Origin of the sequence: Streptomyces guryensis, from assembly GCF_021261325.1 — a bacterium.
GTDB lineage: Bacteria > Actinomycetota > Actinomycetes > Streptomycetales > Streptomycetaceae > Streptomyces > Streptomyces guryensis.
Genome location: NZ_JAJSBI010000019.1, coordinates 75,116 through 100,387, shown reverse-complemented (window position 1 = coordinate 100,387; position 25,272 = coordinate 75,116). Strand labels below are relative to the sequence as shown.

General features: G+C 69.0%; 14 protein-coding genes, 1 tRNA gene and 4 pseudogenes. 7 read left to right on the top strand and 12 right to left on the bottom strand.

The genetic code is table 11. The features are described 5' to 3' along the window. Positions 1-2 precede the first annotated feature (2 nt). The 4 genes from LJ657_RS31570 to LJ657_RS31555 form a co-directional block, all read right to left on the bottom strand. Positions 3-1,295 carry a homoserine dehydrogenase gene (locus tag LJ657_RS31570; RefSeq protein ID WP_232652264.1) on the bottom strand — a complete coding sequence of 431 codons (1,293 nt, stop codon included), beginning with the start codon at positions 1,293-1,295 and terminating at the stop codon, positions 3-5. A gap of 158 nt (positions 1,296-1,453) precedes the next feature. Beyond that, positions 1,454-2,845: a diaminopimelate decarboxylase gene (gene lysA / locus LJ657_RS31565; RefSeq protein ID WP_232652262.1), complete on the bottom strand. Its 1,392-nt coding sequence runs from the start codon at positions 2,843-2,845 to the stop codon at positions 1,454-1,456. A gap of 16 nt (positions 2,846-2,861) precedes the next feature. Then, entirely contained in the window at positions 2,862-3,848 is a 987-nt protein-coding gene (gene nrtL, locus LJ657_RS31560) for an ArgS-related anticodon-binding protein NrtL (RefSeq protein ID WP_232652260.1), read from the bottom strand. A gap of 109 nt (positions 3,849-3,957) precedes the next feature. Next, a complete protein-coding gene (locus LJ657_RS31555) occupies positions 3,958-4,437 on the bottom strand; it encodes a response regulator (protein ID WP_232652258.1) in 480 nt (159 codons plus the stop codon). A 379-nt stretch (positions 4,438-4,816) separates the two neighbouring features. On the opposite strand from LJ657_RS31555, the gene LJ657_RS31550 reads away from it, so the two are divergent. Then, positions 4,817-4,888 (top strand) — tRNA-Arg (locus tag LJ657_RS31550). Positions 4,889-5,178: 290 nt separating this feature from the next. Here LJ657_RS31550 and LJ657_RS31545 read toward each other — a convergent pair. Then, positions 5,179-5,361, bottom strand: coding sequence for a hypothetical protein (locus LJ657_RS31545; protein WP_232652256.1), 183 nt, complete (start codon positions 5,359-5,361; stop codon positions 5,179-5,181). A gap of 122 nt (positions 5,362-5,483) precedes the next feature. On the opposite strand from LJ657_RS31545, the gene LJ657_RS31540 reads away from it, so the two are divergent. Then, positions 5,484-6,727, top strand: a protein-coding gene (locus LJ657_RS31540; protein WP_232652254.1) for an IS3 family transposase whose coding sequence is annotated in 2 segments (ribosomal slippage) — positions 5,484-5,766 and positions 5,766-6,727 — 1,245 coding nt in all. Because the reading frame shifts where the segments join, the coding sequence is not laid out codon by codon here. Between the two features lie 34 nt (positions 6,728-6,761). On the opposite strand, the pseudogene LJ657_RS31535 reads toward LJ657_RS31540, so the two are convergent. The 4 genes and pseudogenes from LJ657_RS31535 to LJ657_RS31520 all read right to left on the bottom strand — a co-directional run bounded on the left by LJ657_RS31535 (position 6,762) and on the right by LJ657_RS31520 (position 11,824). Then, positions 6,762-8,047, bottom strand: a pseudogene (locus LJ657_RS31535) (IS256 family transposase). A 262-nt stretch (positions 8,048-8,309) separates the two neighbouring features. Next, positions 8,310-8,675, bottom strand: a complete 366-nt coding sequence (locus LJ657_RS31530; RefSeq protein ID WP_232652252.1) for a hypothetical protein — start codon at positions 8,673-8,675, stop codon at positions 8,310-8,312. A 310-nt stretch (positions 8,676-8,985) separates the two neighbouring features. Beyond that, positions 8,986-9,168 carry a hypothetical protein gene (locus LJ657_RS31525; RefSeq protein ID WP_232652251.1) on the bottom strand — a complete coding sequence of 61 codons (183 nt, stop codon included), beginning with the start codon at positions 9,166-9,168 and terminating at the stop codon, positions 8,986-8,988. A gap of 208 nt (positions 9,169-9,376) precedes the next feature. Continuing rightward, on the bottom strand, positions 9,377-11,824 hold the full coding sequence (locus tag LJ657_RS31520) for a hypothetical protein (RefSeq protein ID WP_232652250.1): 2,448 nt from the start codon (positions 11,822-11,824) through the stop codon (positions 9,377-9,379). A gap of 396 nt (positions 11,825-12,220) precedes the next feature. Between LJ657_RS31520 and LJ657_RS31515 the strand changes: the two genes are divergently transcribed. Together LJ657_RS31515 and LJ657_RS49390 are read left to right on the top strand one after the other, a co-directional pair. Beyond that, positions 12,221-13,738: an AAA family ATPase gene (locus tag LJ657_RS31515; protein ID WP_232652249.1), complete on the top strand. Its 1,518-nt coding sequence runs from the start codon at positions 12,221-12,223 to the stop codon at positions 13,736-13,738. A 1,197-nt stretch (positions 13,739-14,935) separates the two neighbouring features. After that, positions 14,936-15,086 (top strand): annotated as a pseudogene (locus LJ657_RS49390) (ATP-binding protein); the annotation flags it as partial. A gap of 735 nt (positions 15,087-15,821) precedes the next feature. Here the strand turns inward: LJ657_RS49390 and LJ657_RS49385 are convergent. The 3 genes and pseudogenes from LJ657_RS49385 to LJ657_RS31495 all read right to left on the bottom strand — a co-directional run. Further along, positions 15,822-17,000 (bottom strand): annotated as a pseudogene (locus tag LJ657_RS49385) (RHS repeat-associated core domain-containing protein); the annotation flags it as partial. Positions 17,001-20,504: 3,504 nt separating this feature from the next. Next, positions 20,505-20,822, bottom strand: a pseudogene (locus tag LJ657_RS31500) (tyrosine-type recombinase/integrase); the annotation flags it as partial. Positions 20,823-20,874: 52 nt separating this feature from the next. Further along, entirely contained in the window at positions 20,875-22,464 is a 1,590-nt protein-coding gene (locus tag LJ657_RS31495; RefSeq protein WP_232652248.1) for a PucR family transcriptional regulator, read from the bottom strand. 108 nt (positions 22,465-22,572) lie between these two features. On the opposite strand from LJ657_RS31495, the gene LJ657_RS31490 reads away from it, so the two are divergent. Genes LJ657_RS31490 through LJ657_RS31480 form a run of 3 tightly spaced genes read left to right on the top strand, consistent with a single transcriptional unit; the run spans position 22,573 to position 25,243 of the window. Next, the gene (locus LJ657_RS31490; RefSeq protein ID WP_232652247.1) at positions 22,573-23,490 is read left to right on the top strand and encodes an ABC transporter substrate-binding protein; all 918 of its coding nucleotides are present in this window, start codon (positions 22,573-22,575) and stop codon (positions 23,488-23,490) included. Further along, on the top strand, positions 23,487-24,470 hold the full coding sequence (locus LJ657_RS31485) for an amino acid ABC transporter permease (protein ID WP_232652246.1): 984 nt from the start codon (positions 23,487-23,489) through the stop codon (positions 24,468-24,470). The genes LJ657_RS31490 and LJ657_RS31485 overlap by 4 nt, the downstream gene beginning before the upstream one ends. After that, positions 24,467-25,243, top strand: coding sequence for an amino acid ABC transporter ATP-binding protein (locus LJ657_RS31480; RefSeq protein WP_269787145.1), 777 nt, complete (start codon positions 24,467-24,469; stop codon positions 25,241-25,243). Before LJ657_RS31485 ends, LJ657_RS31480 begins: the two co-directional genes overlap by 4 nt. Positions 25,244-25,272 lie beyond the last annotated feature (29 nt).

Below are 25,272 nucleotides of genomic sequence, written 5' to 3'. Positions count from 1 at the left end.
GGTTACTCTCCTTCAACCCGCATGATGCTGGCGACACCCCGCACGGTGTCGAGCTTGCGCAGCGCCTCGACGGTCCCGGAGAGGGAGGCGTCGGACGCGCGGTGGGTGACGACGACCAGAGCGGCCTCGCCGTTGTTGCCCTGCTGCCGAACCGTATCGATGGACACACCGTGCTCGGCGAAGACGGTCGCGACCTGGGCGAGAACACCCGGTTTGTCCGCCACGTCGAGGCTGATGTGGTAGCGGGTGACGACGTCACCCATGCCCGACACGGGCAGCGCGGCATACGCCGACTCGCCGGGCCCCGTTGCCCCGCTGAGCCGGTTGCGGCAGACGGCGACGAGGTCGCCGAGCACGGCGGACGCGGTGGGCGCACCGCCGGCACCGGGCCCGTAGAACATGAGCTGCCCGCTCGCGTCGGACTCGACGAACACGGCGTTGTACGCGCCGCGCACGGAGGCGAGGGGATGGCTCAGCGGAATCATGGCGGGATGCACGCGCGCGGTGACCGATCCGCCGTCCCGCGCCCGCTCGCAGATGGCGAGGAGCTTGATGGTGCAGCCCATGTTCTTCGCCGAGGCGAAGTCGGCCGCGGTGACCTCGGTCATCCCCTCGCGGTAGACGTCGTCGAGGCGCACCCGTGAGTGGAAGGCGATACCGGCGAGGATGGCGGCCTTGGCGGCGGCGTCGAAGCCCTCGACATCGGCGGTGGGATCGGCCTCGGCGTACCCGAGCGCCGTGGCCTCGTCGAGCGCCTCCTGGTACCCCGCCCCCGTGCTGTCCATCTTGTCGAGGATGAAGTTGGTGGTGCCGTTGACGATGCCGAGCACACGGTTGACCTTGTCGCCGGCGAGGGACTCGCGCAGCGGGCGGATCAGCGGGATGGCGCCGGCGACGGCGGCCTCGTAGTAGAGGTCCTTGTCGTGCTGCTCGGCGGCGGCGTGCAGGGCGGCCCCGTCCTGGGCGAGCAGCGCCTTGTTGGCGGAGACGACGGACGCGCCGTGCTCGAAGGCGGTGGTGATGAGGGAGCGGGCCGGCTCGATGCCGCCGATGACCTCGACCACGACGTCGATGTCCCCGCGTTTGACGAGCGCGGTGGCGTCGGTGGTGACGAGGCTCGGGTCGATGCCGTCGCGGACCCGGTCGGGCCGCCGCACGGCCACACCCGCCAGTTCGACGGGCGCCCCGATCCTGGCGGCGAGGTCGTCGGCGTGCGTCGTCATGATGCGCGCCACCTCTGAGCCGACAACCCCACAGCCCAGCAGCGCCACCTTCAGCGGACGCGTACGCATCATCCGACCTCGTTTCCTCATACCGTCTACGGTTGGACCAGTCTCACTCACCGGACGGGAGTTTCTGTCCAATGTCCGGATCGTGAGACATCTATTTCATTTGTACGGGGGTGGAAGACAGGAGATCTTCCACCCACCGGGAGTTTTCCGGTTGTCCGCCCTCATCCGACGTCGAGACGCAGGAGGTCCTCCTCCGTCTCGCGGCGGACGATCACGCGCGCCTCGCCGTCGTGCACAGCGACGACGGGCGGCCGGAGCACGTGGTTGTAGTTGCTGGCCATGGAACGGCAGTACGCGCCCGTGGCGGGCACGGCGACGAGGTCACCCGGTGCCAGGTCGGAGGGCAGGAACGCGTCCTTCACCACGATGTCCCCGCTCTCGCAGTGCTTGCCGACGACACGGGCGAGCATGGGCTCGGCGTCGCTCGTCCGCGACACGAGAGCGACGCTGTACTCGGCGTCGTACAGCGCGGTGCGGATGTTGTCGGACATGCCCCCGTCGACGGAGACGTAGGTCCGCAGCCCGTCGAGAGGCTTGATGGTGCCGACCTCGTACAGCGTGAAGGCGGTCGGCCCGACGATGGCGCGCCCCGGTTCCACGGAGATGCGCGGGGTGCGCAGCCTCGCCGATTCGCACTCCCGGGTCACGATCTCGGTGAGCGCCTTGGCGATCTCGTGCGGCTCGCGGGGATCGTCGTCGCTCGTGTACGCGATCCCGAGCCCGCCGCCGAGGTCGATCTCGGGCAGCTCGACGCCGTGCTCGTCACGGATGTCCTTGAGCAGCCCGACGACCCGGTGCGCGGCGACCTCGAACCCGGACATGTCGAAGATCTGCGACCCGATGTGGCTGTGGATCCCGATGAGTTCGAGCGCGTCGAGCTGAAGGGCCCGCCGCACGGCCTCGGCGGCCTGCCCGCCGGCCAGGGGGATCCCGAACTTCTGGTCCTCGTGGGCGGTGGCGATGAACTCGTGGGTGTGGGCCTCGACACCGACGGTGATCCGAATCTGCACGCGCTGCCGCCTGCCGAGTTCCTGCGCGATGTGGGCGACGCGGACGATCTCCTGGAAGGAGTCGAGGACGATCCGCCCGACACCGGCGCGGACGGCCCGCTCGATCTCCTCCACCGACTTGTTGTTGCCGTGGAAGGCGATGCGGTCGGCGGGCATACCTGCGGACAGGGCGGTGGCGAGCTCGCCGCCGGAGCAGACGTCGAGGTTGAGCCCTTCTTCATGGAGCCAGCGCACGACAGCACGCGACAGGAACGCCTTCCCGGCGTAGAAGACGTCGGCGTCGGCCCCGAAGGCGCTGCGCCAGGCCCGCGCCCGGGCCCGGAAGTCGGCCTCGTCGAGGACATAGGCGGGGGTGCCGTACTGCTCGGCGATGGTCTTCACATCGATACCGCCGACGGTGGTCACACCGTCCTCGTCACGGGTGACCGTCTGGGCCCAGACCTTGGGGTCGAGGACGTTGAGGTCGGTGGGCGGGGCGGAGTAGTGGCCCTCGGGCAGGACGTCGGCGTGACGGGGCCCGGCGGGGTGTGCAGAACGGCTCATCTTCTTCGCTGGCTCTCTAGAGGTGTTGGGGTGCGTCGATACCGAGCAGGGACAGGCCGCCGGCCAGCACCGCCCCGGCGGCTTCGGCGAGCGCGAGCCGGGCACGGTGGGCGGCCGAGGGTTTCTCGTCGCCGCGCGGCAGCACCACGGGAAGGACGGCGAGAGCGGCGTCGGCGACGGTGACGAGGTGCCGGGCGAGGCTGTCGGGCGTGCGCTGTGCGGCTGCGCGCGCGAGAACGCGGGGGTGGTCGGCGAGGAGGGAGAGAAGGCCGCTCACGCCCTCTTCCATGTCTCCCATGTCTCCGGGCTCGGGGGTGAAGCCCAGGTCGGCGGCGTTACGGCTGAGGGCCCGGGTGCGGGCATGGGCGTAACGGATGCGGAAGAGAGGGTTGCTCTCGCGCTGGACCAGATGATCGGCGGTGATACGGGGCCGGTCGTGGGCGGCGGGGTGCAGAAGCGCCCAGCGGGCGGCGTCGGGACCGAGGAGAGCGGGGTCGTCGGAGGCCGGGACGGGCCGGAGGTTCACCGGCTCGCGGTGGCCGACCTCGACGCGGCCGCCCTGGGACCCGACGATGCGCACCAGGGCGTCGGCGACGACTTCGGCCCGGATGTCGTACGGGATACGCAGCTCGACGACTTCTCCGGCGAGGGCGTCGCCGTGACCGTATGCCGTGCCCTCGCGGAGGATCTCGCGAGTGAGCGCGGCGGCGGATGCGGCTGCCCCCTGCAGGCTGATGTTGATGAACCCCGGTCCGGTGACGACGACGTCGGCGACGCCGTCCGTCCGGGCGAGGTGCTGCTGCAGGATCTCGGCGACGCGCCGGGGCGGCTGCCCGGCCGGCCGCGCGAGCTGCAGGGCGATGCTGGTGGCGTAGTCGCCACAGCCGCCCGGACCGGGCGGCGCGACAACGGCCCGTTGCGGCACGGCCACGCTCAGCTCCCCCTCGTCGACAGCACGACGCACCGCGCGCAGCACGGTACGGGAGAGCTCGACGGGGGTCACGGCACAAGCGTATGGGAGGAGCGGGGTGGGTATGCGAGCCGGTTTGGGGAGGTTCCGGGATGTGGACGGGACATGCGCACGTGGCATGGACAGGAGGACGTGGTCCGAGTCAGCCGCCGGCCCGCCCGGCCCGCTCGGCCCGCTCGGCCTCACCGACCCCGAGAATGCCGCCGAACCCGGGCCCGTCCCCCTCTCCCTCACCCCTCGCACTCCTCTTCCGCTCGATCAACTGGTGCACGAGACGCACCAGTTCGGCAGGCTCGAAGGGCTTGGCGAGGAAGGCCTCGACCCCCACGTCCAGGCCGGCCTCGACCTCGTACGAGGTGCAGGCACTGACGATGGCCAAGGGCAGGTCCCGGGTGCGTGGATCGGAGCGGAGCCGGGCGGCGGTCCGCAGACCGTCCAGTCGGGGCATGACGACGTCGAGCGTCACGGCATCGGGCCGCACCTGATGAACGACTTCCAGACACTCGGCACCGTCAGCCGCGGTCACCACCTCGAAACCCTCCAGTTCGAGATTGACCCTGATCAGCTGCCGGATGACCTTGTTGTCGTCCACAACAAGCACCCGGCCCGACGCGCCTGGCACAACTCGAGAGTAGGTCGGCCCCGGCCACCGCGTCCGGCTTTTGCCTACTTCCGGCCCTTGCGGGGGACGGGGGTTCCGGGCCTTGCGGGGGACGGAGGTTCCGGGCCTTGCGGGGGACGGAGGTTCCGGCCCTTGCGGGGGGACTGGGGTTCCGGCCATCCGGACGGGTGCGGCTTCGGGGGGGGTGGGGGCGGTCGGCGGGGGCGGGGTGACGGCAGGGTTGGAGCGGGGGCTGTCGGGCGGCAGGGGAACAGCGGGGTGCCGGCGGGCGATGCGGCGCCGGGCGGCGCCCGGGCCGACGTCGCTAAACCCGTTCATGAACACCCGGGATCAGCTGGTAGGGTTCTACCCGTCGCCGCGCACGCAGCGCAGCGGACACGCCCCCGTAGCTCAGGGGATAGAGCAACGGCCTCCGGAGCCGTGTGCGCAGGTTCGAATCCTGCCGGGGGCACTCGCCTGTGCAACATAACTGCAGGTCAGTGCGCATTTTGGGGCAGCCCGGCAGCTGAGGGTCAGTCAGGTTTTCCTGGCTGACCCTCAGCTGTTTCGCCTTTGCGCAGGTCGGGGCTGGTCTGGGACTCTGCGCAGGTGGGCGCCACTGGGGGGACCCAGTACATGGGAACGCTGAATTCATGGGCTGCGGCTGCTCCAGCAACCGGATGGGCATGGCGGGAATCATCCCGCCGGGCGCCACGCTCTGGGTCCCGCGTGACACGTTCAGCGTGCAGGAGCACGGGGCAGTCACTCTGCGTTGCCGTCCATCTCGCTTATCTCGCTGTCGCACTCCGTGCAGCCCTGGTACGTGTACAGCCACACGAGGACCTCGCGGATGGCCTCGCCCTGCTTGGTCGCCAACTGCTCGCCTTCGGGCCCGTCCACGACGACGTACTCGACGACGACCTTGGGCGGTTCTCTGCGCCTCACCTTCCCCACTCTGCGCCGTGTCGTCGGTCGTTCTGCGGGGTCTGTGTAGCGAACGGTGGAACTCGGTCGGTTTGAACCGCTCCGGGTCTGATGGAGGCTCGATTCCTTGAGAGGATCGAGTCATGGCACGTCCGTCCCCTTACCCTCCCGAGCTTCGCGAGCGCGCGGTGCGCATGGTTGCGGAGATCCGCCCGAACTACCCCACCGAGTGGGCCGCGATGAAGGCGGTCGCGGCCAAGCTGGGGATCGGTGCCGCCGAGACGGTGAGGACCTGGGTCCGCAAGACCGAGGTCGACGCAGGCCAGCGGCCCGGAGTCACGTCGGAAGGGGCCGCGGAGATCAAGCGGCTGCGGGCCGAGAACGCCGAACTGCGACGGGCGAACGAGATCTTGAAGGCGGCCTCGGCTTTCTTCGCGGCCGAGCTCGACCGGCCGTCGAAGCGCTCGTAGCGTTCATCGACGCACACCGCCAGGTGTTCGGGGTCGAGCCGATCTGCCGAGTCCTGACCAGCCACGGACTGAAGATCGCGACGAGCACCTACTACGCCGCCAGGAACCGCACCCCCAGCGACCGGTCGGTCCGCGACAGGGAGCTGAAGACGCAGATCAGCCGCGTCCACGCCGACGATTTCGGCGTCTACGGGGTCCGGAAGGTCTGGCGTCAGCTGCACCGCGAGGGCATACCGGTGGCCCGCTGCACCGTCGCCCGGCTGATGCGCGACCTCGGCCTCGAAGGCGCCCGGCGCGGGAAGAAGATCCGCACCACCGTCCGGGACGATGGCCATGAGCGGTCCGCTGACCTGCTGCAACGTGACTTCACCGCGTCCAGGCCGAACGAGCGGTGGGTGGCTGACTTCACCTATGTCGCCACCTGGTCGGGGATCGTCTACGTCGCGTTCGTCGTGGACGTGTTCTCCCGGGCGATCGTGGGCTGGTCCGCCGCCACCAGCAAGCGGGCCAAGCTCGTTCTCGACGCGCTCGACATGGCCTTGTGGCGCCGCGACCGCGCCGGAACTCCCGCTGGCCCGGGGCTGGTTCATCATTCGGACGCGGGCAGTCAGTACACGTCTTTCGCGTTCACCGCGCACCTGATCGAGGCCGGCATCGACGCCTCGATCGGCACCGTCGGCGACGCCTTGGACAACGCGCTCATGGAATCCCAGATCGGCCTCTACAAGACGGAGTTGATAAAGCCGCGCAGGCCCTGGCACGGCCTGGCCGACGTTGAACTCGCCACCGCGGAATGGGTCGACTGGTTCAACAACCAGCGCCTCCACACAGCGATCGGCGACATCCCGCCCCACGAGCACGAGACCAACCACTACGCTCAACACCAGCCCCAACCGGCGGCTGGAGTCAACGCATAGAGCCTCCACCGATCCCGGAGCGGTTCAGTTTTGTTCAGCGGCGGCCAGCGGTGAGGCGGCCGTCGAAGGTGATGTCGAAAGCCTGGAGTGCTGCCTTCCAGCGCATGGTCCAGCGTTTGCGTCCGGTCCCGGTCGGGTCCAGGCTCATGACGGCCAAGTAGACGCACTTGAGGGCGGCCTGGTCGGTGGGGAAGTGCCCCCGGGCCCGGACGGCCTTGCGGATCCGTGCGTTGATGCTCTCGATTGCGTTGGTGGTGCAGATGATCTTGCGGATCTCCACGTCGAACTGGAGGAAGGGCACGAACTCCGCCCAGGCCGCTTCCCAGAGCCGGACGATCGCCAGATACTTCCCGCCCCAGGCGTCGGTGAACTCCACGAACCGCTCCAGCGCGGCCTTCTCGGTCGGCGCGGTGTAAACGGGCCTGAGCGCCTTCGCGATCTTCTCCCAGTCCTGCCGGGCCGCGTAACGGAAGCTGTTCCGCAGCAGGTGAACGACGCAGGTCTGGACGATCGTCGCAGGCCAGACGGTATTCACGGCGTCCGGGAGGCCGGTCAGGCCGTCACAGACCAGCATCAGGACATCGGCCGCGCCGCGGTTCTTGATCTCGGTCAGGACCTGGAGCCAGTACTTTGCGCCCTCCCCGCCGTCGCCGATCCACAGGCCCAGGATGTCCCGGTGTCCCTCGGCGGTGACCGCCACCGCCATGTAGACGGGCCGGTTGGCGACCTGCCCGTCCCTGACCTTTACGTTCACACAGTCGATGAAGACGACCGGGTAGACGCTGTCCAGCGGGCGGTTCTGCCATTCCATCATGCCGGCCATCACACTGTCGGTGATCGTGGAGATCGTGGACTTGGAGATTTCCGTGCCATACACCTCGGCGAGATGCGCGGAGATCTCCCCATGCGTCAGCCCTTTCGCCGACAGCGACAGGACCATCTCATCCACCCCGCCCAGACGCCGCTGCCGCTTCTTGACCAGTGGGGCTCGAAGGACCCGGCCCTGTCCCGCAGCACCGCGATCTCGACCGGCCCCGACTCGGTGATCACGGTCTTGGACCGGTGCCCGTTGCGGTAGTTGTCCCGACCGCCCTCGGCCCGCTCGCCAGGCTGGTGCCCCAGATGATCAGTGAGCTCGCCCTCCAGCGCGGACTCCAGCACCCGTTTGGTCAGCTGCTGCAGCAGGCCGCCCTCCCCGGTGAGTTTCACGCCACCGGCCTGGGCCCGGGCAACCAACTCGGCGACCAGCCCGTCATCCACGGCGCTCGTCCCACTCACAGGGGCTTGCAGGGCCTCGGTGTCACTCGTCACGTCAGTCATCAACTGTCGCTTCCAGCTCGGGAGTTACACCGCTCACCGTACAGACCCTCTCTGCGCCGTGTCGTCGGTCGTTCGCATGAGCTGGAAGAGTTGTGGCACTTCGGGATCGCTGCTTGGCACCGAAGAGATGGTCCACGACCGTCGGGGTTTCGATATGGATCACGGTCGCCAGAGCGCTGCGTCGCCCGGTCACGTCCATGGACTTCGCAGTGTCGGTAGCCTGACACCCTTCGCCGTGTAGTCGCAGGAGGTCACGTCGCCGTCAGCGCTCCAGTCCGCTGGCCCTGGCGATGCCCTCGACCTCACGGCGTAGGTACTCCCGCTCGGCGTCGCTCTGCACGGGTTCGGCTCCGGTGAGGGTGTTGAAATCGACGAGCGTGTGCGCACCGAACGGGCCCAGAAGATCCAGGAGCTGGTTCAGCCACCGCCCGAACTCGGGAGTGAACAGCTCCTGTTCTCGTGGGGACAGCTCGATGTCGATATCGACGTTGCGGTGGACGAGCGCGTCGTTCGTACCCTTGGGGATGCGCAGCAGCAGCTCGTACGACTCGGGGTCAAGGCCGCCTTGGAGTTCGGAGAGGTAGAGCGCGAACTGCTTGGTGCTCTCCAGGAATACGTCTTCGTCCATGCGCGTATCGTGCCGGATCCCTGGCAATGCTCCGGGGCGTTTCAGGCGATCGGATGTCATTTCGCCCACGGACTTGACAGGAGTGCGGGTTCCCGGCTCCCGAGACACCCCGGCCGACCGCATTCGCATAGCGGGCACCAGCTGGCATCCTGTCGTCAACACCCGGTGAACACCTCCGTCGGCGCCGACCGCGTCCACGTGCCGTCCGCCAGGACGCGATGTGATCACGGCACGTTGAGGGCTGCTGGCGAGCGACACGCACAGAGAGGCGTCGCTCCTCGTGAGGGCGCAACTCGCCGAGGCCAAAGGGTTATTCGGATGGACGCTTTTCCGTGAGGAGGCGGCTGGCCGCCGCCTTGGCCTCGGCCAGAGCGATCACGTGGGGGCTTTCGCGCGCCCGTTCGCGCAGCGCCTGGGTGATCTGGCGGACGTACCGCTTGCATTCCAGGCGCTGCTGCTGGATGGCCGCGAGAAAACGCCGGGCATTCAGCACCCTGATCGTCCGCAGCCCCGGCAGCCCGTCCTCGACGGAGAACCCGGCCTTGGTCTGCAGATGCGCCGGGTGCCGGTAGCTGGCGGGAAAGCGGTTCAGCAGGTCGGGGTCGAGCTTGAGGGACGTACCCGCCGCGAGGACGTGGAGGCGTCTGGGTGTACATCGCCGGTAGCTTCACGCGTGGGTGCAGAGGCGACCCTGCCCTGGTTCAGCGGTGCTTCCTGCGCTTCTTGCCCTTCTTCTTCCCGCCGTTCCCGTTTCCACCGTTCCCGCGCCGTGCTGCCAGCTGTGCCTCCTCGCACGCCTGGTACGCCAGCGCGGCGGGCCGGGCGATCTCCGTGTCCGGGTGGTCCGCCAGTATTTCCAGGGTGTGGGAGGCCGTGAAGGGGTCGGCGCGGGCGAGATCCGCCAGCAGCGCGGCGTCGCCGCCCGGCCAGTCGGCGGCGGCCTGCTCGAACCCGGCGTACAGAGCGCCGAGTTCGGGGGGCGGGGCACCGCCGTCCGCTCCGTCCGGCGATTCCTCCCCGGCTTCGTCCGGGGACGCCCCGCTCCGGGCGAAGGACGCACGCCAGGCCGGAACCGCGAGCGCGTGCAGCCGGTCCAGCCGCCACAGCAGCCGGGACGAGAGAGGCACGGTCTCTTCCTCGACCGTCTGCCCCGCCACCCGCAGCAGCTGAGCGGCCCAGGCGCCGAACACCGGGTCGCCGACGTACCCGGCGAGCAGCCCGGGCGGGGCGTCCGGCACAGTGTGGGCGACCAGCCTGCGATGGCCGGTCAGGTGCGTACGCGGCGCGGGTACGGCCAGCGCCGCAAGCAGCTCCGGCCAGCGGGCCGCGGGGCCCTCCCCGCCCGCCAGCCACGAGCGCAGCAGCCGGTGAGCGGCAGGATCGTCCCAGTCCCGAGCGGCGGCGACCAGCCGCTCGGCGTCCAGCGCGACAACCGCCTCCTCGGTGGGGAAGCGCTCCGCCACGGTCGACGGCGTCCACCCCTCCTGCTCCCCGTCACCCGCGGCCGACCCATCCGCCTCCTGCGCCGACTCACCGGCGCGCGGTGGCCAGCCGCCGCCGTACGCCAGCAGCAGCGCCTCGCGCAGCACCGCGGCGGCGAGCGGTGTCAGCCCGTACGCGTCACCGCGGCGCCACACCACACCGGCCGCGGCCAGCAGATCCAGGCGGGCGGCCCGCCGCCGTGCCGCCGACTCCAGCTCGGCGGCGTCCTCCTCGCCCAACTCACCCAGCTGCAGCAGCCGTTCGAGCTCCGCCAACGGCGGCAGGCGGTACGGCCCAGCAGTCGCCTGCCCCGACTCCGTCGAGTCCTTGTGCTCGTGCACCGGCGCGGCGAGCAAAGCCTCCGGCGGCACCGCCCAGTCGACCGCCGCGGCCGCCTCCCGCGCCACCGAGCGGGTCTCGCCCGCCGCGCCGTAGAGTGCCACCAGATCGCCCAGGATCTCGCCCTCGTACTCCTCCCCCACGTCCGGATCCGCGCCGAGCCGCGCGCACAACTCCACCAGGGCGCGCACGGCGAGCGCCGCGAGCTCGCCCGCATCCCGCTCGCGCCACACCTCCAGGGACGGCCCCGGCCGCGGCCTGCCCTCCGGATCCAGCACGAGAAAACCAGTAGCCAGCGCGAAACCAACGCCGTCCGCGTCGGCGTCGGCGGGCGGGGAGGCGGCGAGCTGCGCCGCGGGCGCGAGCAGCCCGCTGCCGCAAAGCACGGACACGAACCCGGCCCGGTCCGCGGGCAGCAGGTGCGGCGCCGCCAAGGGCTCCTCCCCCCGCAGCAGGTCGTACTGCTCGGCCACCTCGCCCACCGCGGTGACCAGCGCCATGTCGTGCGGACGCGGACCGGGGACGGGAAGCGCCGCCGAGGGCAGCTCGGCCGGACCGAACGACCAGCGCCGGGCCACGCTCAACCCGGCCTTCGTGGCCGCCTCGACCCACTCCTCCATCCCGTCCGCATCCATCAGACGCGCCACCCGCTCCGACCCGAGCAGGTCCAGCACCCACGGCGCCTCGTCCGACTCCGTCAGACACATGGCGAGGCGCTGCCCCAGCGCCATCCCGGCCGCCGCATGTCGTTCCATCGCCAGTCCGCGCCGGTAGGGGGCAAGTGCCCACGCCGCCGCGCCCTCGCCCGCATGACCAGCCTCCGGCAGGGAGAGTAGCCCGGCGCGCTCCGCGTACGGCAGCCCCGCCAACTCCTCCAGCCCGCCGCGCACCGCCTCCGCGTCCCGTACATCGACGCCACGCGCTCGCAACAGGCCGCCCCAGCAGCGCGGGAGCGTCAACTCGCGCGGATCGCGCATCACCCTCAAGTGCTCCTCGGCGCACGTGCCAATCGCATCGCGCAGCCGCGCGTGCCGCTTGGCGTTGAGCCGCCCGTCCGCCCTGGTGCGGTCCACCAGAATCCGCAGGACCGCGAGCGCCGCCCCCTCATCGCCGGGCGCGACGGACAGGAACTGTGGCAGCGCGTCCAGCAGCACCGCGCGCACCAGGTCGGGAGTGGCCTCGGGAAGCCCGCCGCGCACCTTGGCACCGCTCAACGCCAGCAAGTGCACGACCGCGTCCGCGGCCACCGGATCGAGACGTTCGCCCCGCTCCGCGCCCCAGGAGAGCAGCGAGCCGACAGCCAGACGGGATACCGATTCCTGTGTCACCCCCGCACCGTACAGAGCCGTGACTGCTCGGTGCGAACCCATCACGGAACGCACCCGCGGCCGGCGTACTGGCCCGCCGGCCCGGCACTGTTCCACCGGGCGGCGGCGGTCACCGCTGCGTCCACGGCACCCAGTGGAAGATCCGCGCACAGGCGCACCTGCTCCGCAATCCGAACCGGTGACCGTTCTCCGCCTTCCGCGGCGAGAGCGTGCAGGAACACGGCAGTCGGCTTCGCACTGCCGCGGACGCGGAACATTCCGAAACCAGGCAGGGCCACCGTCAGCGGTGAGAACGAGGGAGCCGGATGCCCGCGGCCTGGCGCTCACGGCCCTACTCAGTTTAGATTCAGCTGAACCAAATCGGTTAAGATGTACCTGAACAGATTAGGGAGGGTCATGGCTGGACAGCTGGGCAAGCCGGAGCGGCTGCTGGACCGTGATCACGAGTGGGCGCTGCTGAACGGCTTCCTCACCGATCCGGCCCCCGAGCTGCGGCTGGCCATCGTCTCGGGGCGACGGCGAAACGGGAAGTCGTTCCTGCTGGAGGCACTCACAGAAGCGGTGGGCGGGCTGTATCTGACCGCCGTGCAGGAGGAGGGCCGAGTGCCCGCGCTGCACCGCTTCACCGAGGCGATCGCCGCGCACGCGGGAGTGCGGCCCGGGGCGATGCGGCTGGACGACTGGCGGGACGTGCTCACCGCCGCGCTGGAGGTGGTGAACCGGGCATCGGGGGCGCCGCTGATCGTGATCGACGAGCTGCCGTACCTGCTGCAGCACTCCCCGGAGATCCCCGGCTACCTGCAACTGCTGTACGACCAATCGCAGTCGGGCAAGGCGCCCGGCGGCCGGATCGTCCTGTGCGGCTCGGCGATGAGCGTGATGTCCGAACTACTGTCCGGCACCAAGCCGCTACGCGGCCGAGCGGTGCTCGACCTGCGACTGCCGGCCTTCGACTACCGCACCGCCCGCACCCACTGGGGGATCGAGGACCCGGCAGTGGCGCTGCAGGTCGACGCCGTGCTGGGCGGCGCCCCCGGCTACCGGCCGCTGGCCGCCGGGCCGACGCCGCAGAGCGAGGCGGAATTCGCACCCTGGGTGGAACGCACCCTGCTGGACCCGGGGCGGGCCCTGTACTCCCGAGTGGAGGCGGAGTTCCTGCTCCGCGAGGACCCACGGATCACCCACCGCACGCTGTACTACGACGTGCTGTCCGCGGTCGCCCGGGGCGCCTCGACCCCGGCGAAGGTCGGCTCGATGCTGGAGCGGTCCCGCTCCGCCATGGTCGCCCCGCTGGAGCTGCTTGAATCCACCGGCTACGTTCGCAAGGAACAGGACCTGCTCAAGGCACGGCACCCTGTCATCAGCGTCGCGGACCCGGTAATCCGCTTCAACCAGCTGATCACGCTACCCATGGTGGATCTGGCGGAACGGCGGCGCGGAGCCCAGGTCTGGCAGTCGTCCCGGCCGACGTACCACTCGAAGATCCTCGGCCCGCACTTCGAGGAGGCCGCACGCGAGTGGGCACGCTCCTTCGCCATCGACGACACCAGCCTGTCGCTCGGGGCGGTGGGCACGGCGGAGATCGCCGACCCCACCGCCCGGACCAAGCACGAGGTGGACCTGCTCGCCATGGCCCCCGGCGAGCGCCCGCAAAGCCCACGAGCGACCATCGCCCTGATCGGTGAGGCCAAGGCCACCGTCCAGCCCCGCGGTCTCAAGGACCTCGAGCGCCTCGAACACATCCGGGCCCTCCTCGCCGACCAGGGGTATCGGACCGATGACGCGGCCCTCGCCCTGTTCTCCCTGCACGGCTTCCATCCCGATGTCATCGACGCCGCGCAGCGTCGCCGCGATGTCCTCCTAGTCGACATCGACGCGCTGTACGGCGACGGACCCGTTCGCGGCCTGACATGACATGCACCGCGGGAGTGCCTGATCATGCACCACGGGTCCAGCCCAGGGCGCTTCGGCACGGCGACGCCGACCCGGCACACGAAAGTGCGGCATTCAGGTCTATCGTTTCAGCGGGATGACCGCCTCGATGGTCAGCACAGCCCCGCTGACGTGCGGCTTTTCCAGTTCCCATGTTCCGTGTCCCCCGCCGGGGGCACCCGTACGATTTGCTTCGCCGCAGGTCAGGGTGTCCAGGCCCGTCTCCTTCAGACAGGAGACGGGCCTTTGCGTTATATATCGCGATGCTTGCTTCTCGGACATTGGCCGACATCTGTCCGCGCAAACTCGCAGGTCGGCCGCCCGATACGGTGCTTACCGCATTGAGCGCGAGGTTTGCGCAGGTGTGGGCCCTGCCGGACACCCAGAACATGGGAACGGAACGTGCTACGACACCCCTGTGCGGCCCGGTTCCTCTTCGACTCCCTGATGGAGCCCTTGCTGTTCAGCGAGGCACTGCAGGACATCCAGGATCGCTGCTGCCTGACGCCGCCCCAGCTCCTCCCCTTCAGGCCCATCCACAACGACATACTCAATGACGACCTTGGGCGGTTCGCTACGACTCACTCTTCATACTCTGCACCGTGGCGATGCCCGCTCGCGTGAGTTGGAAGAGTCGCGGCGCTTCAGGAATGTGTGTGCCGCCGACAGGACGATCTGCGACCACTCCGCGGCCACGGCCTGCGGGATAGGCGCGCCCGCCGACGACGCCGAAACTGTCGTAACCTACGAACTCCCCTATGACTCAGGCCCGTTACGTAGATTCGAGCGGTTCACCGAGGTCGTCGCACAGCGCGGCGCGAAAGCCGCGACGGGGGCGGAAGCATGTACATCAGGCCGGCCGACCGCCGCAGCCAGTCCTCCTTCACGGGATTCCTGCTCGCCGTCGTACCCCAGCTGATTCTGTGGCTCTTTCCGTACGTACGACGCCGGCTGCCGCCCGGAAGGAAGCCGCAGCCGCAGCGCAAGCCAAGGCGGCGCCCCGCACCCGCGCAACCCGGTGGATCGCAACTGCTGGTTCGCCCGTGCACTGGCCCTCACCTGCGTTGTCGTGATCGCCGCGACAACCGCCCTCACCTTCGATGAGACCAGGTCGAGTGGAGCTCCCCTGCCCCGCACGGCCGACCTCACCGCTCGTATCGACCAGGTCGCGGCGGGCGCTTCGATTTGATCATGCCCAAGACACTGACCACCGCCGCTGTCGACCGGCTCCTGCACCACGCTCACGTCGCGCTGCCCGAGGGCTCCTCGCTCCGGCTCACCCCAGGCCACGAGCGGACAGGGCGTCGAGCCCCTCACCCCTGCCAGCTGACCTGCCAACCGGGCGACGAAAAGTCATACCGCAACGGGAGACGAGTTGTCCGCCCAACAAGACCCGGACTGTCCGCTCACTCGGACGTCGCACTGCCCGTGGACAGCACTCTGCTCTCAACCTGCCGTGGCATCGCGACCAGGGTGCCCACATGCGGGTAAGGCGTTGCCAACTAGCCTTGCGGGACTGCGCGCTCAATCGCCTTCGCCGGTCCGGCTTCCTCCCCCACGCCTCGGCCACCGCACCACCACGGTGCCGGCTGCACGGTCGTACTTGCTGTGGTGGTAGGTCCCCCGGTCCTTGGCCATCTGCGCCAGCAGGATCGCGCCGATGAGTACGTTCAGCACCGGGATCGCCAGGAAGGCTGCTCGGTCGAATTCCCGGGTGAACGTGTCCTTCCATGACGGCGGGACTGTCCCGTCGGACCATCGCCGGACCTCCCGCTGTCGCTGCCACGCAGGCGACCACTCCGACGACCACGGCGGTGGCCACCACGGCCGCGATCACCGGGTGTTGTTGGATGGCGTGGTAGGTCTTGTGGGCCAGGTTGGACAGGTGGCAGGAGAAGGACCAGCCGCAGCTGTGGTGGTGCGAGCTTCCCCCGCCGCCTCCGCTGCTTCTGGTACCTCCGCTGGCGGTGCCGGTGGAGGGGGTGTCGCCACGCTCTGCCGCGGTGCAGTACTTGATGTCGTACTGGCAGGAGTTGGGCTTGGACCCGATTTCGAGACCGGTGGGATCGCTGTTGGTGAGGGGGTTGTCGGCGGCGTAGGTGTAGCCGTCGATCTGCTGGGCGTCGGTCAGTTCCAGGACCGGGTCGTCCGAGACGAACCGCCCGATCGTCGGGTCGTACTCGCGTGCACCCAGGAGGGTGAGGCCGCTGGTGGCGTTCTGGATGCCGTTGACGAAGCCCTTGTCGCCGAGCCACGCTCCCGAGGCCGGCTGAGTGCCGCGCGGGTTGCCGAACGGGTCGAGACGGCGGCGTGTGATCGCCTGCGAGCCGGCGTCCACCGCTGTCTCGGCCGTGTCGTGGCCGTCCGTGACCTGCCACTGGAGGCTGCCGGAGCTGGTACGAACGGCCACCGTTCGTCCGGCCCAGGTGTAGTAGCGGGTACCCGTGGTCGTGGACGTTCCCTTGGCGAGCTGGACTTCCGTGTCGCCCAGGTAGAGCGTCGTGCCGGAGTCGTCGCGGGCCAGCAGGCGGTTGCCGTCCGCGTCGTAGAGGTAGGAGGCCGACGTGCCATCGGCGTTGGTGACCTTGGCGAGGTGACCCTCGTCGTCCCAGTCGAGGGTCTGCTTCTTGCCGTCGAGGGTGCGCGTGCGGGTGTGGCCGGACGCGTCGTAGGTGTAGGAGTCCGTAGTGGTCGTGCTGCCGGTGACCGTGGCGGACGAGGTCAGAGTGTGGGGCTGGACCGAATCCGCGCCCTGCGGCGGATAGACGAACGACGTCTTGCTGTCGTCGGCCCCGGTCGTGGTCGCGTGGTCGACCTGCGTCTTGCGGTTGCCGAGGTCGTCGTAGGTGTAGCTGTGCCAGTACGGTGCCGGGCCGCCTAGGACGGCGGTCGAGGGATCGGCCGAGCAGCCGTCGGTGGCGGTCCAGGCCTCGGTGAGGCGGTCGTGGCCGTCGTAGCGGTAGCACTGGACGTCGTCGGTGCCGTCGGCGTGGGTGGCGACCTTTGTGGCGTTGCCCGCGTCGTCGTAGGTGTAGTTGGTGTCCTCGACGGGTGCGGTCTGGGCGTCGTCCGTGACCAGCTCACGCTTCAGACGTCGGGTGCCGTCCTCGTACGTGTTGGTGATCTGCAGCCACTTGGCAGTGTCCGACGAGGAAACCCCCAGCGTGATCTGGCCGATGCCGCCGAGCTTGGTGTAGCTCGTGTCCTGCACATAGCCCGTCGCGCCGTTGAGCGTCTTCGGCATGCTCAGGTCGTTGTAGCCGTACTCCAGGGATTCGGCGGGCAGTCCTCCGGCCGCCGGGTCTGCGAGGACCTGGACGGTCCCGTCGAGGTTGTAGCCCGTCGTCGACGTGTAAGTACCGGCCAAGGCCTCCTCGCCGGTGACCGACGGGATGGTGACCCGGGTCAGGGTCGGCCGGTAGAGGGAGTCGTAGGTGCCGACCTGGCTGACGTACGCCTTGCCGGATGAGCCGCCCACGTACCGGATCGCGGAGGTCGGCTGCCCCTTGGCCACGGAGTCGTACGTCCACTTGGCCAGCTCGTGGGCGGCATCCTTGGTGGTGCCGTCGTACATGTCCGTCTTGCGGCCGAGGGCGTCGTAGGAGTAGCTGAGGGTCTTCTCGTCGGAGGTACTGACGGCGTTGGTTGTGGAGGCCACCTGGTCCAGCTCGTTGTACGCCGTGGTGGTCTTGCCGGTGTCCGGATCCGTGGAGCTGATTTTGCGGCCCATCAGGTCGTAGTCGTAGGACCACTTGTTGCCGTCGTCGTCGACGACCTGCTTCAGCCGGCTCTTCGCGTCATACGCGTACTTGATCGACGTGTACGAGCCAGACGGGGTGCCGCTGTCGTACTGCCGGGTCTCGGTGGTGCGGCCGAGAGTGTCGGTCAGGGTCGTGGTGGCGATGCCGCCCTTGGGCGGGGTGACGGTGGTGCGGTCACCGCCGTAGGCCGTGGAGGTCGTCCAGCGCTTGGTGCCGAGGGCGTAGAAGTCGGCTGCGGTGGCGCGGCCAGCGCCGTCGTACGTCGTCAGGGTCTGCGACGGTACGGCGGAGGTGATGGTGGCGAGGGTGCTGGACGGGGAGGTGTTGTCGGTGTAGTCGGCGTCGGCCTCGACGGCCAGGCCGCGGCTGTCGTATTTGGTCTCCGCAATGACACGGCCGCCACCCGGAGCCGGGGTCTGCGTCTGACGCGGGCGCAGCAGGGCGTCGTACAGCGCGTACGTCGTGTCGTACGTCGAGCCGTCGTTGTTGAGCTTGCCGGTGGAGACCACCGAGGCAACGGTGTTGGAGATCGAGTAGCTGTAGACGAGATTCGCGGACTGAGGGGCAGACTTGCTGCGGTTGGGCAGCCAGAGACTCGTGAGGCGGCCGAGGCCGTCGTAGGCGTAGTCGGTGCGCTTCCCATTTAGGTCGACGACCGAGGTGGCCGTGCCCCGGCCGGGGTCGAAGGTGGTGGTGGTCGAGTAGTCCTTGGCGTCGTAGGTGACCGTGCTGGTCAGGGGACCGCCGGTGGAGGGGGTGTAGGTGGTCCTGCTGACGGTCGCCGAGTTGGTGTCCTTGACCGAGTCGACGCGGCCCTGGGTGTCGTAGTGGCTGGTGGAGACCGTCTGGTACACCGGGCTGCCGTCGCTGTTGTATGAGGTCAGCCGCTGGGTGGAGGTCTCGTCGCCGAGCTTGGGTGCGGCGCCGTAAGCCTGGCTGTCGTAAATAGTCCGCACATCGGATATGACGTCATCCGGGCGCTTGGTGGTGGCGTCGCAACCGACATCGACGGTCTCGACTCGGACGGGGAAAGCCATCAACCAGTCGGTGGTGTTGTTGGCGAAGGCGGTGCGGGTGCACTGCTCGTCGCCGGTGACGGCGTCGTCGCCCGAGTCGTCGATCATGGTCGCCGCGCCGGTCTTGTCGTCGTACGTCGTGGTGACCGTGGTGTTGCGGGTGCCACCCGAGGAGAGGTCAGTGCGGGTGTGGACGGCGTGCGCGCGTGTGTAAGTGCTGCTTCGTGTGCCGTCCGTGCCGGTCTGGTGGATCCACTGGTCGGTAATGGCTCCGGAGACCTCGGCGCTGCCGTTGTAGGTGATCGACTCGCGAAGCGCACCAGCTAGGGCATCGGGGTCGGTGACTGAAGTGCCCGTAGAGTCAGTGACCTTGGCGCTGTGACTGGTCCCGTCGGACTGTTTGTCGCCGTCCATGCCGCGGAAGTAGGTGGCGACCGTCTTGGTGCGGGTGGACTGTCCATCGCCCGTGGTCGTGGTCACGCTGCCGTAGCCGCGCCACTGCGACCAGGTCTTGCGCTTGCCGGGGGCGGTGACGTTGTCGGTGTCGTAGTGCCAGGCCGGTGTGTCGTTGTAGGCGTAGTCGGTCTCCTTCAGCGGCGCGCCGCCGGTCGGGTCCGACTCGGTAACCTGTTTGACGACGTATTTGTGGAACCAGTCCAGTTGCGGATCTGCTGTGTAGGGCGGCTGCCAGTAGGCGGGGAAGCAGCGCAGGGTGTTGGAATCCGGGCTGCTGGGCATTGTCGTGCCCGCGACGCACTGCGGGTCGTAGTAGTTGACAGTCAGGACCGAGCCGGTCTCCGAAGTGACCGTCCGCACCCGCCACTTGACCAGCGCGGCGATGTCGTCGTGGGTCGTGTCGACGCGGTTGAACATCTTTATGCCGGCGAAGGTGACCGGCGGCATGGCCGTGGTGGCGCCGTCCTTGCCGGTACGGGTGATGGACTTCAGCCACAGCCCGGCGGAGGTGCCGTCGCCGGGGTCGGGGAAGGACTGGTCGAGCTTCCAGGCGTCGACGTCCCGGTAGGCGGGGGTGGACAGGCTCGCGTCCCAAATGCTGGTGGTGACGCCGGTCAGGCGCTTGCGGGAGAAGAACGTCGGCCCCGTCGCGGAGCAGACCTTGCCCGAAGCGCAGATCTCGTCGAACGGCACGTCCGGCCAATGCGAGGCGGTGCTGGAGGTGAGCGAGGAGCAGTCCTCGCTGCTGGTCACCAGGCAGCGTTCGCCTGTGGTGAAGGAGACCTTCTCAGGAGCGTTGCCGAAGACGGTCGATGACGTGATGCCGTAGTCGATCCGGCTGAGGTAGCTGCCGCGGTCGTAGACGGTGCCGTTGTCGGTGGTGGTGCCGTTCTTGGCGTAGTAGTTGGTCTCCTTGGTGTACCAGTAGGACATCGCGTTGCCATGCGGGTCCACCACGTAGTCCAGGTTCCAGCGCCAGGCCTGGGTGAGTGCGCGTCCGGAGAAGCTGCTGCCCTGGTCGTATCCGGGTTCCCCGGAGTCGTCGCCGAATACCGGGACGGTGTCGACGGAGTTGGTGACGGGGTTGCCGGTGGCCCAGCCAGGCAGGCGGTTCTTGCCGAAGACGTACTGGGTGCCGTCCGACGTGGTGACGGTCCAGTACTCGCCGTCGTTGTCACCGTTGGTGGCGCCGGTGGAGTGCACGACGCGCTCGCCGTCGTCGGTCTTGGGGTGCCAGTCGCCGCTGGTCTTGTCCTTGATGAGCGGGCTGGACTTGCCGCCGAGAACGAGGGTGGCGTTGTCGTTCGCCCAGCACTCGTCGTTCTTGCCGTTCTGGCCGTCGTCGTCACAGGAGTCGTACGAGCGCTCGATATAGGACGTCGAGAGGTCGAAGCCCTCGCCGACCCAGGACGGCTGATTGTTGGTGGAGGGCAGCCGCCCTCGCCACGCTTGGCAGCCCGAAGCCGACGAGGCCCCGGGCAGTACGCCAGGGGCCTCGAACAGCATGTGGTGGTGTCAGTCGTACTCGCACAGCAGGTCCTCGATGCGCCGGTTGGCGACGTCCTGCCGTCCGTCGAGGCACTTCGCATAACGGCCCAGCAGGACCTCAACACTGTTGCCAGCGCGCTCGGCAACCTCGGTGGGATCGGCTCCGGCATTGAGCCAGGTCGACAGGGCCGAGTGCCGAAGGTCGTACGGTCTACTCGCGAGGGGCGAGGCCGCGACGGCCGGCGGGAGACCGAGCAACCGAGCCTCCTGCCAGATACGGTGGTAGGTCGACGACGAGACGACCGAGCCCTTCTCACTGAAGAAGAGCCGCCCGTCTTCCGCCGTGGGGCTTTCGGCATCCGCCCAGTGCCCCACGCCTCGTGGGGTGATGGTCGGCTCAGCGCTGGAGCAGGCGCAGTTGGAGCCATACCGCGAGTCGGTCGTCGGGCTGTTCCAGGGGCAAGCCGAAGAGTTCGGCGGTGCGTCGCAGGCGGTAGCGGAGGGTGTTTGTGTGCACGCCCAGGCGCGCCGCGGCCTCGGCGACGTTGCCCACCGCTTCCAGCCAGGCGAGGAGCGAGACGACGAAGTCCGTTCCGTTCTCGGTGTCATGAGCGACCATCGCGGCGACACCGGGGTGTCTCAGGCGGGGTTCGTGGCTGAGTTCGTCGCCGACGCGGGCCAGCAGGAGCCGTGCGCGCACGTCGTCGAGGGTGGCGACGGGCGGTGCGTCCGGGTGGGCGGTGGTCACCCGGAGAATGTCGTCCGTCTCGCGGCGCATCGCGGGCAGACTTGCCGGATCCGTGTCAGCAGGGGCGATCGCCACGCGTACGAAGTCGCCGAACGAGCCGCGGATCGAGGTGAGCGCGCCTTTGGCGAGGCGGGTCGCGGCCGCGGAGCCGCCGCCGGGCAGCAGGACGTAGATGGCGCGGGATGTCGTGGCGATGCTCGCGTCGGGGCGGACGGGCACGACGTAGCGGGTCAGGGCGTGCCCCAGGTGGGCTGTCAGGGCGAGGAGACCCCTGGCGTCGGCGGAGGCCGCGAATCCGAGAAGGCCGAGTTCGGCTCCTGGCGGGATGGACAGACGGAAGCTGGTCTCGTGGGTGGGCCACAGGCCCTCCAACGCGCCCAGGAGCGCGCTCTCGCGCTTTTGGAGTTCGAGTTCGCTCGCGTTGCGGTTGCGGAGAATGTGCAGTGCGGCCAGTCGTGCGCAGTCGATCAGAGCTCGTTCTCCGTCGGCGCCGATGCCGTCGGGGCTTTCGATCGCCCAGATCGTGCCGAGAGGCTGGGTGCCGGCCCTGATGGTGACGGCTGCTCGTGGCAGGGCGCCGAGGGCCTCGGGGAAGCGGACCACGCCTTCGGAGCCGAGCAGGACGCGATAGCGCTCCAGGTTGTGGTCGATCTCCGGGACTCGGCGGCTGAGAATTCCTTCGCGGCGCAGGGAGTCGATGCGCTGATCGGGAGATGACGAGTAGGCCATCACCCGTCGGTCCAGGTCCTCGATGGCCACGGACCCGCCGATGACGGCGCTGACTGCGTTCGCCAGAGCGAAAAGGCCGTCTCCGCTGTCCGCCGCCGACCCGCCGCCGACGCCTTGCGACCCCAGGACGGAGAGCAGCAACGCGTCGAGGTGGCGCCAGGAGACCTCGTCCGCGGCCGCCAGCAGGGGGAGGCCGCTGCCCTCCGCCTCGGTGACCAGCTCGGTGCCCTTCGCCCCCCTCAGCTTGACGACCATGGCGCTGTACCCGAGGCGGGCCGCTTCCCGTACGAGTTCGGCTGCCGCGGGCTGATCGGCCAGCAGCCCGGGCATCAGCAGCACCTGGTCACGCCCGGGGGGCAGCGGGTCGGCGGGGTCGTGGAGGACGGTGCCCCGCACCGGCTGTTCCAGCGCGCCCTGCGCGGTCAGCGCGTTGAGGATCGGCGCTCCGATGCCGTCGACGAGGTGACGGACGGTAAAGGTCCTGCTGCTTGGCCGATCGGACAACGACATGGCCAGATCCTAGACCATTCGGACTAGGACCCCTAGTGCGGGCGGAATGCAGAATCGCCGCAACACCCGCACCGGACCACACGTCCGACCGACCGAATGGAGACGCACATGGCCAGAACTCATCTCGTCACTGCCGTTGCCGCGACGACCATGGCAGTGCTCCTCACCGCCTGTGGCGGCGGGGGCGCGACCGCCGGCTCCGCGACGGACGGGGGCAAGGCGGCCACCGCACCGGTCGCCGCCGATGCGGCGGTCGCGAAGCTGCTGCCCGCACGCTTCAAGGACGGGATCAACGTGGCCAGCGGCGTCTACGCGCCGATGGAAATGCTCGACTCGCAGCAGAAGTTCACCGGATTCGACTACGACCTGGGGCAGGCGCTCGGAGCCAAGCTCGGCGTCCCCTTCACCTTCACCAACCAGGCGTTCGACAGCATCATCCCGTCGCTGCAGTCCGGCAAGCACCAGATCATCATGTACGGGATGAACGACACGCCGGCACGGCAGAAGAGCCTGTCTTTCGTCGACTACTTCCACGCCGGCATGGACATCGTCGTCAAGAAGGGCAACCCCGAGAAGATCCGCGGCGTGCTGGACCTCTGTGGCAAGTCCGTCACGGTCGCCAAGGCCACCACGCAAGCCGACCTCATGAGGGCGCAGGCCCCGAGCTGCAAGGCCGCCGGCAAGAAGCCGATCACCGTGGTCGAACTGCCCGCCGAGGGTGACTCCCTGGTCGCCGTCCGCGCGGGCAAGGGCACCGCCGACGTCCTCGACGCGGCGGTCGCCGAGTACACCGCCCGGACGGCCGGCAACGGCAAACAGTTCGAGGTCGTCCACGACGCCGCGCACCCCACCGGCTACGCGCCGGTCTTCACCGGCATCGGGGTTCTCCGCAAGGACCACGACCTCGTCCTGGCCCTCCAGGCGGCGCTGACCTCGGTCATCAAGGACGGCACGTACGGCAGGATCCTGACGAAGTACGGCCTGTCGTCGTACGGCGTCACCGCTGCGAAGGTCAACGCCGGATGACCGCCACGGACATGACCGTGAAGTCCACCGCCGGGGCAGACGACGTGGACGCGGTGCCCCGGAGCCACCCGGGGCGTTGGATCACCGCAGCCGCTCTGGTCGCCCTGTGCGCGGGGTGGGTGCTCTCCCTGTGGAACAACCGGAACATCGACCACGCCACCATCGCCGACTTCCTCTTCGACGGGCGGATCCTCCAAGGCGTCCTGCTCACGGTGGGCCTCACCGCCTGCTCGATGCTGCTGGCGACCACCCTCGCCGTCGCGCTCGCCGTGATGCGGCTCTCCGCGAACCCGGTGCTGCGCGTGGTCTCCTGGGGCTACACGTGGTTCTTCAGGGGCACCCCGCTGCTCGTCCAGATCGTCTTCTGGGGCTACCTCGGCCTGCTGTACGAAAAAATCAGCCTCGGTATCCCGTTCACTTCGATCCACTTCTTCTCCGCGAACACCAATACGATCGTGACCCCGTTCGTCGCCGGCCTGCTGGCGCTCGGGATGAACGAAGCCGCCTACGCTTCCGAGATCGTCCGCGCGGGTCTGCTCTCCGTCGACCACGGCCAGGTCGAAGCAGCCCACTCGCTGGGCATGTCACCGACGTACACCCTGCGGCGCATCATCGTGCCCCAGGCGATGCGGGTGATCATCCCGCCGATGGGCAACGAGACGATCTCGATGCTCAAGAACACCGCCCTGCTCCAGCTGATCGCGGTGCCGGAGCTCTACACGCGAGCGAGCTGGATCTCCGCGCAGAACCTCAGCCAGGTCGAGCTGCTGATCGTCGCGAGCGCCTGGTACCTGGTCCTCACCTCGGTGCTGTCCGTACCTCAGTACTACCTCGAACGCCGTTACGGCCGCGGTGCGGGCCGCAGCCTGCCCACCACGCCTTGGCAGCAGGCCCGGCACACGGCCACGCGGATCCGGACCCGCGTCGCACAGGTCGCTCACACCAATCCCCGGAACGCCAGGACGGAGGCGGACTCATGACCCCGAGCCCGTTGGTCGAGGCCAGGAACGTACGCAAACACTTCGGCGCCCACCACGTGCTCAAGGGCATCGACCTCGAAGTCCGGCGCGGGGAGGTGATGTGTCTGCTCGGGCCGTCGGGCTCTGGCAAGTCGACCTTCCTGCGCTGCATCAACCACCTGGAGAAGGTCGACGGCGGCCGTATCCATGTCGACGGCGAGTTGATGGGCTACGAGGAACACGCCTCTCGCAAGGGGCGAGCCAGGGAGATGAAGCCGAAGCAGATCGCGGCTCAGCGCCGCAGCATCGGCATGGTCTTCCAGCGGTTCAACCTGTTCCCCCACCTCACGGCCCTGGGGAACATCACCGAGGCCCCGGTCGGAGTGGCCCACCACAGCCGCGCGGACGCCCGGGCGCGCGGCATGGAACTGCTGCGGCGGGTCGGCCTCACCGACCACGCCGGCGCCTATCCGGCCCATCTGTCAGGAGGCCAGCAGCAAAGGGTCGCCATCGCACGCGCGCTCGCCATGGAACCGAAGCTGATGTTGTTCGACGAGCCGACCTCCGCGCTGGACCCCGAACTCGTCGGTGACGTGCTGAGCGTGATGCGCGACCTCGCGAGGAGCGGAATGACGATGATCGTCGTCACCCATGAGATCGGCTTCGCCCGCGAGGTGGCGGACCAGGTGGTCTTCATGGACGACGGCATCGTCGTCGAGTCCGGCGCGCCGTCCCGTGTCATCGACGATCCGCGGCACGAGCGCACGAGGGCGTTCCTCGACAGCGTCCTGTAGATCGATCACGCGTGCCGCACCCACGCACC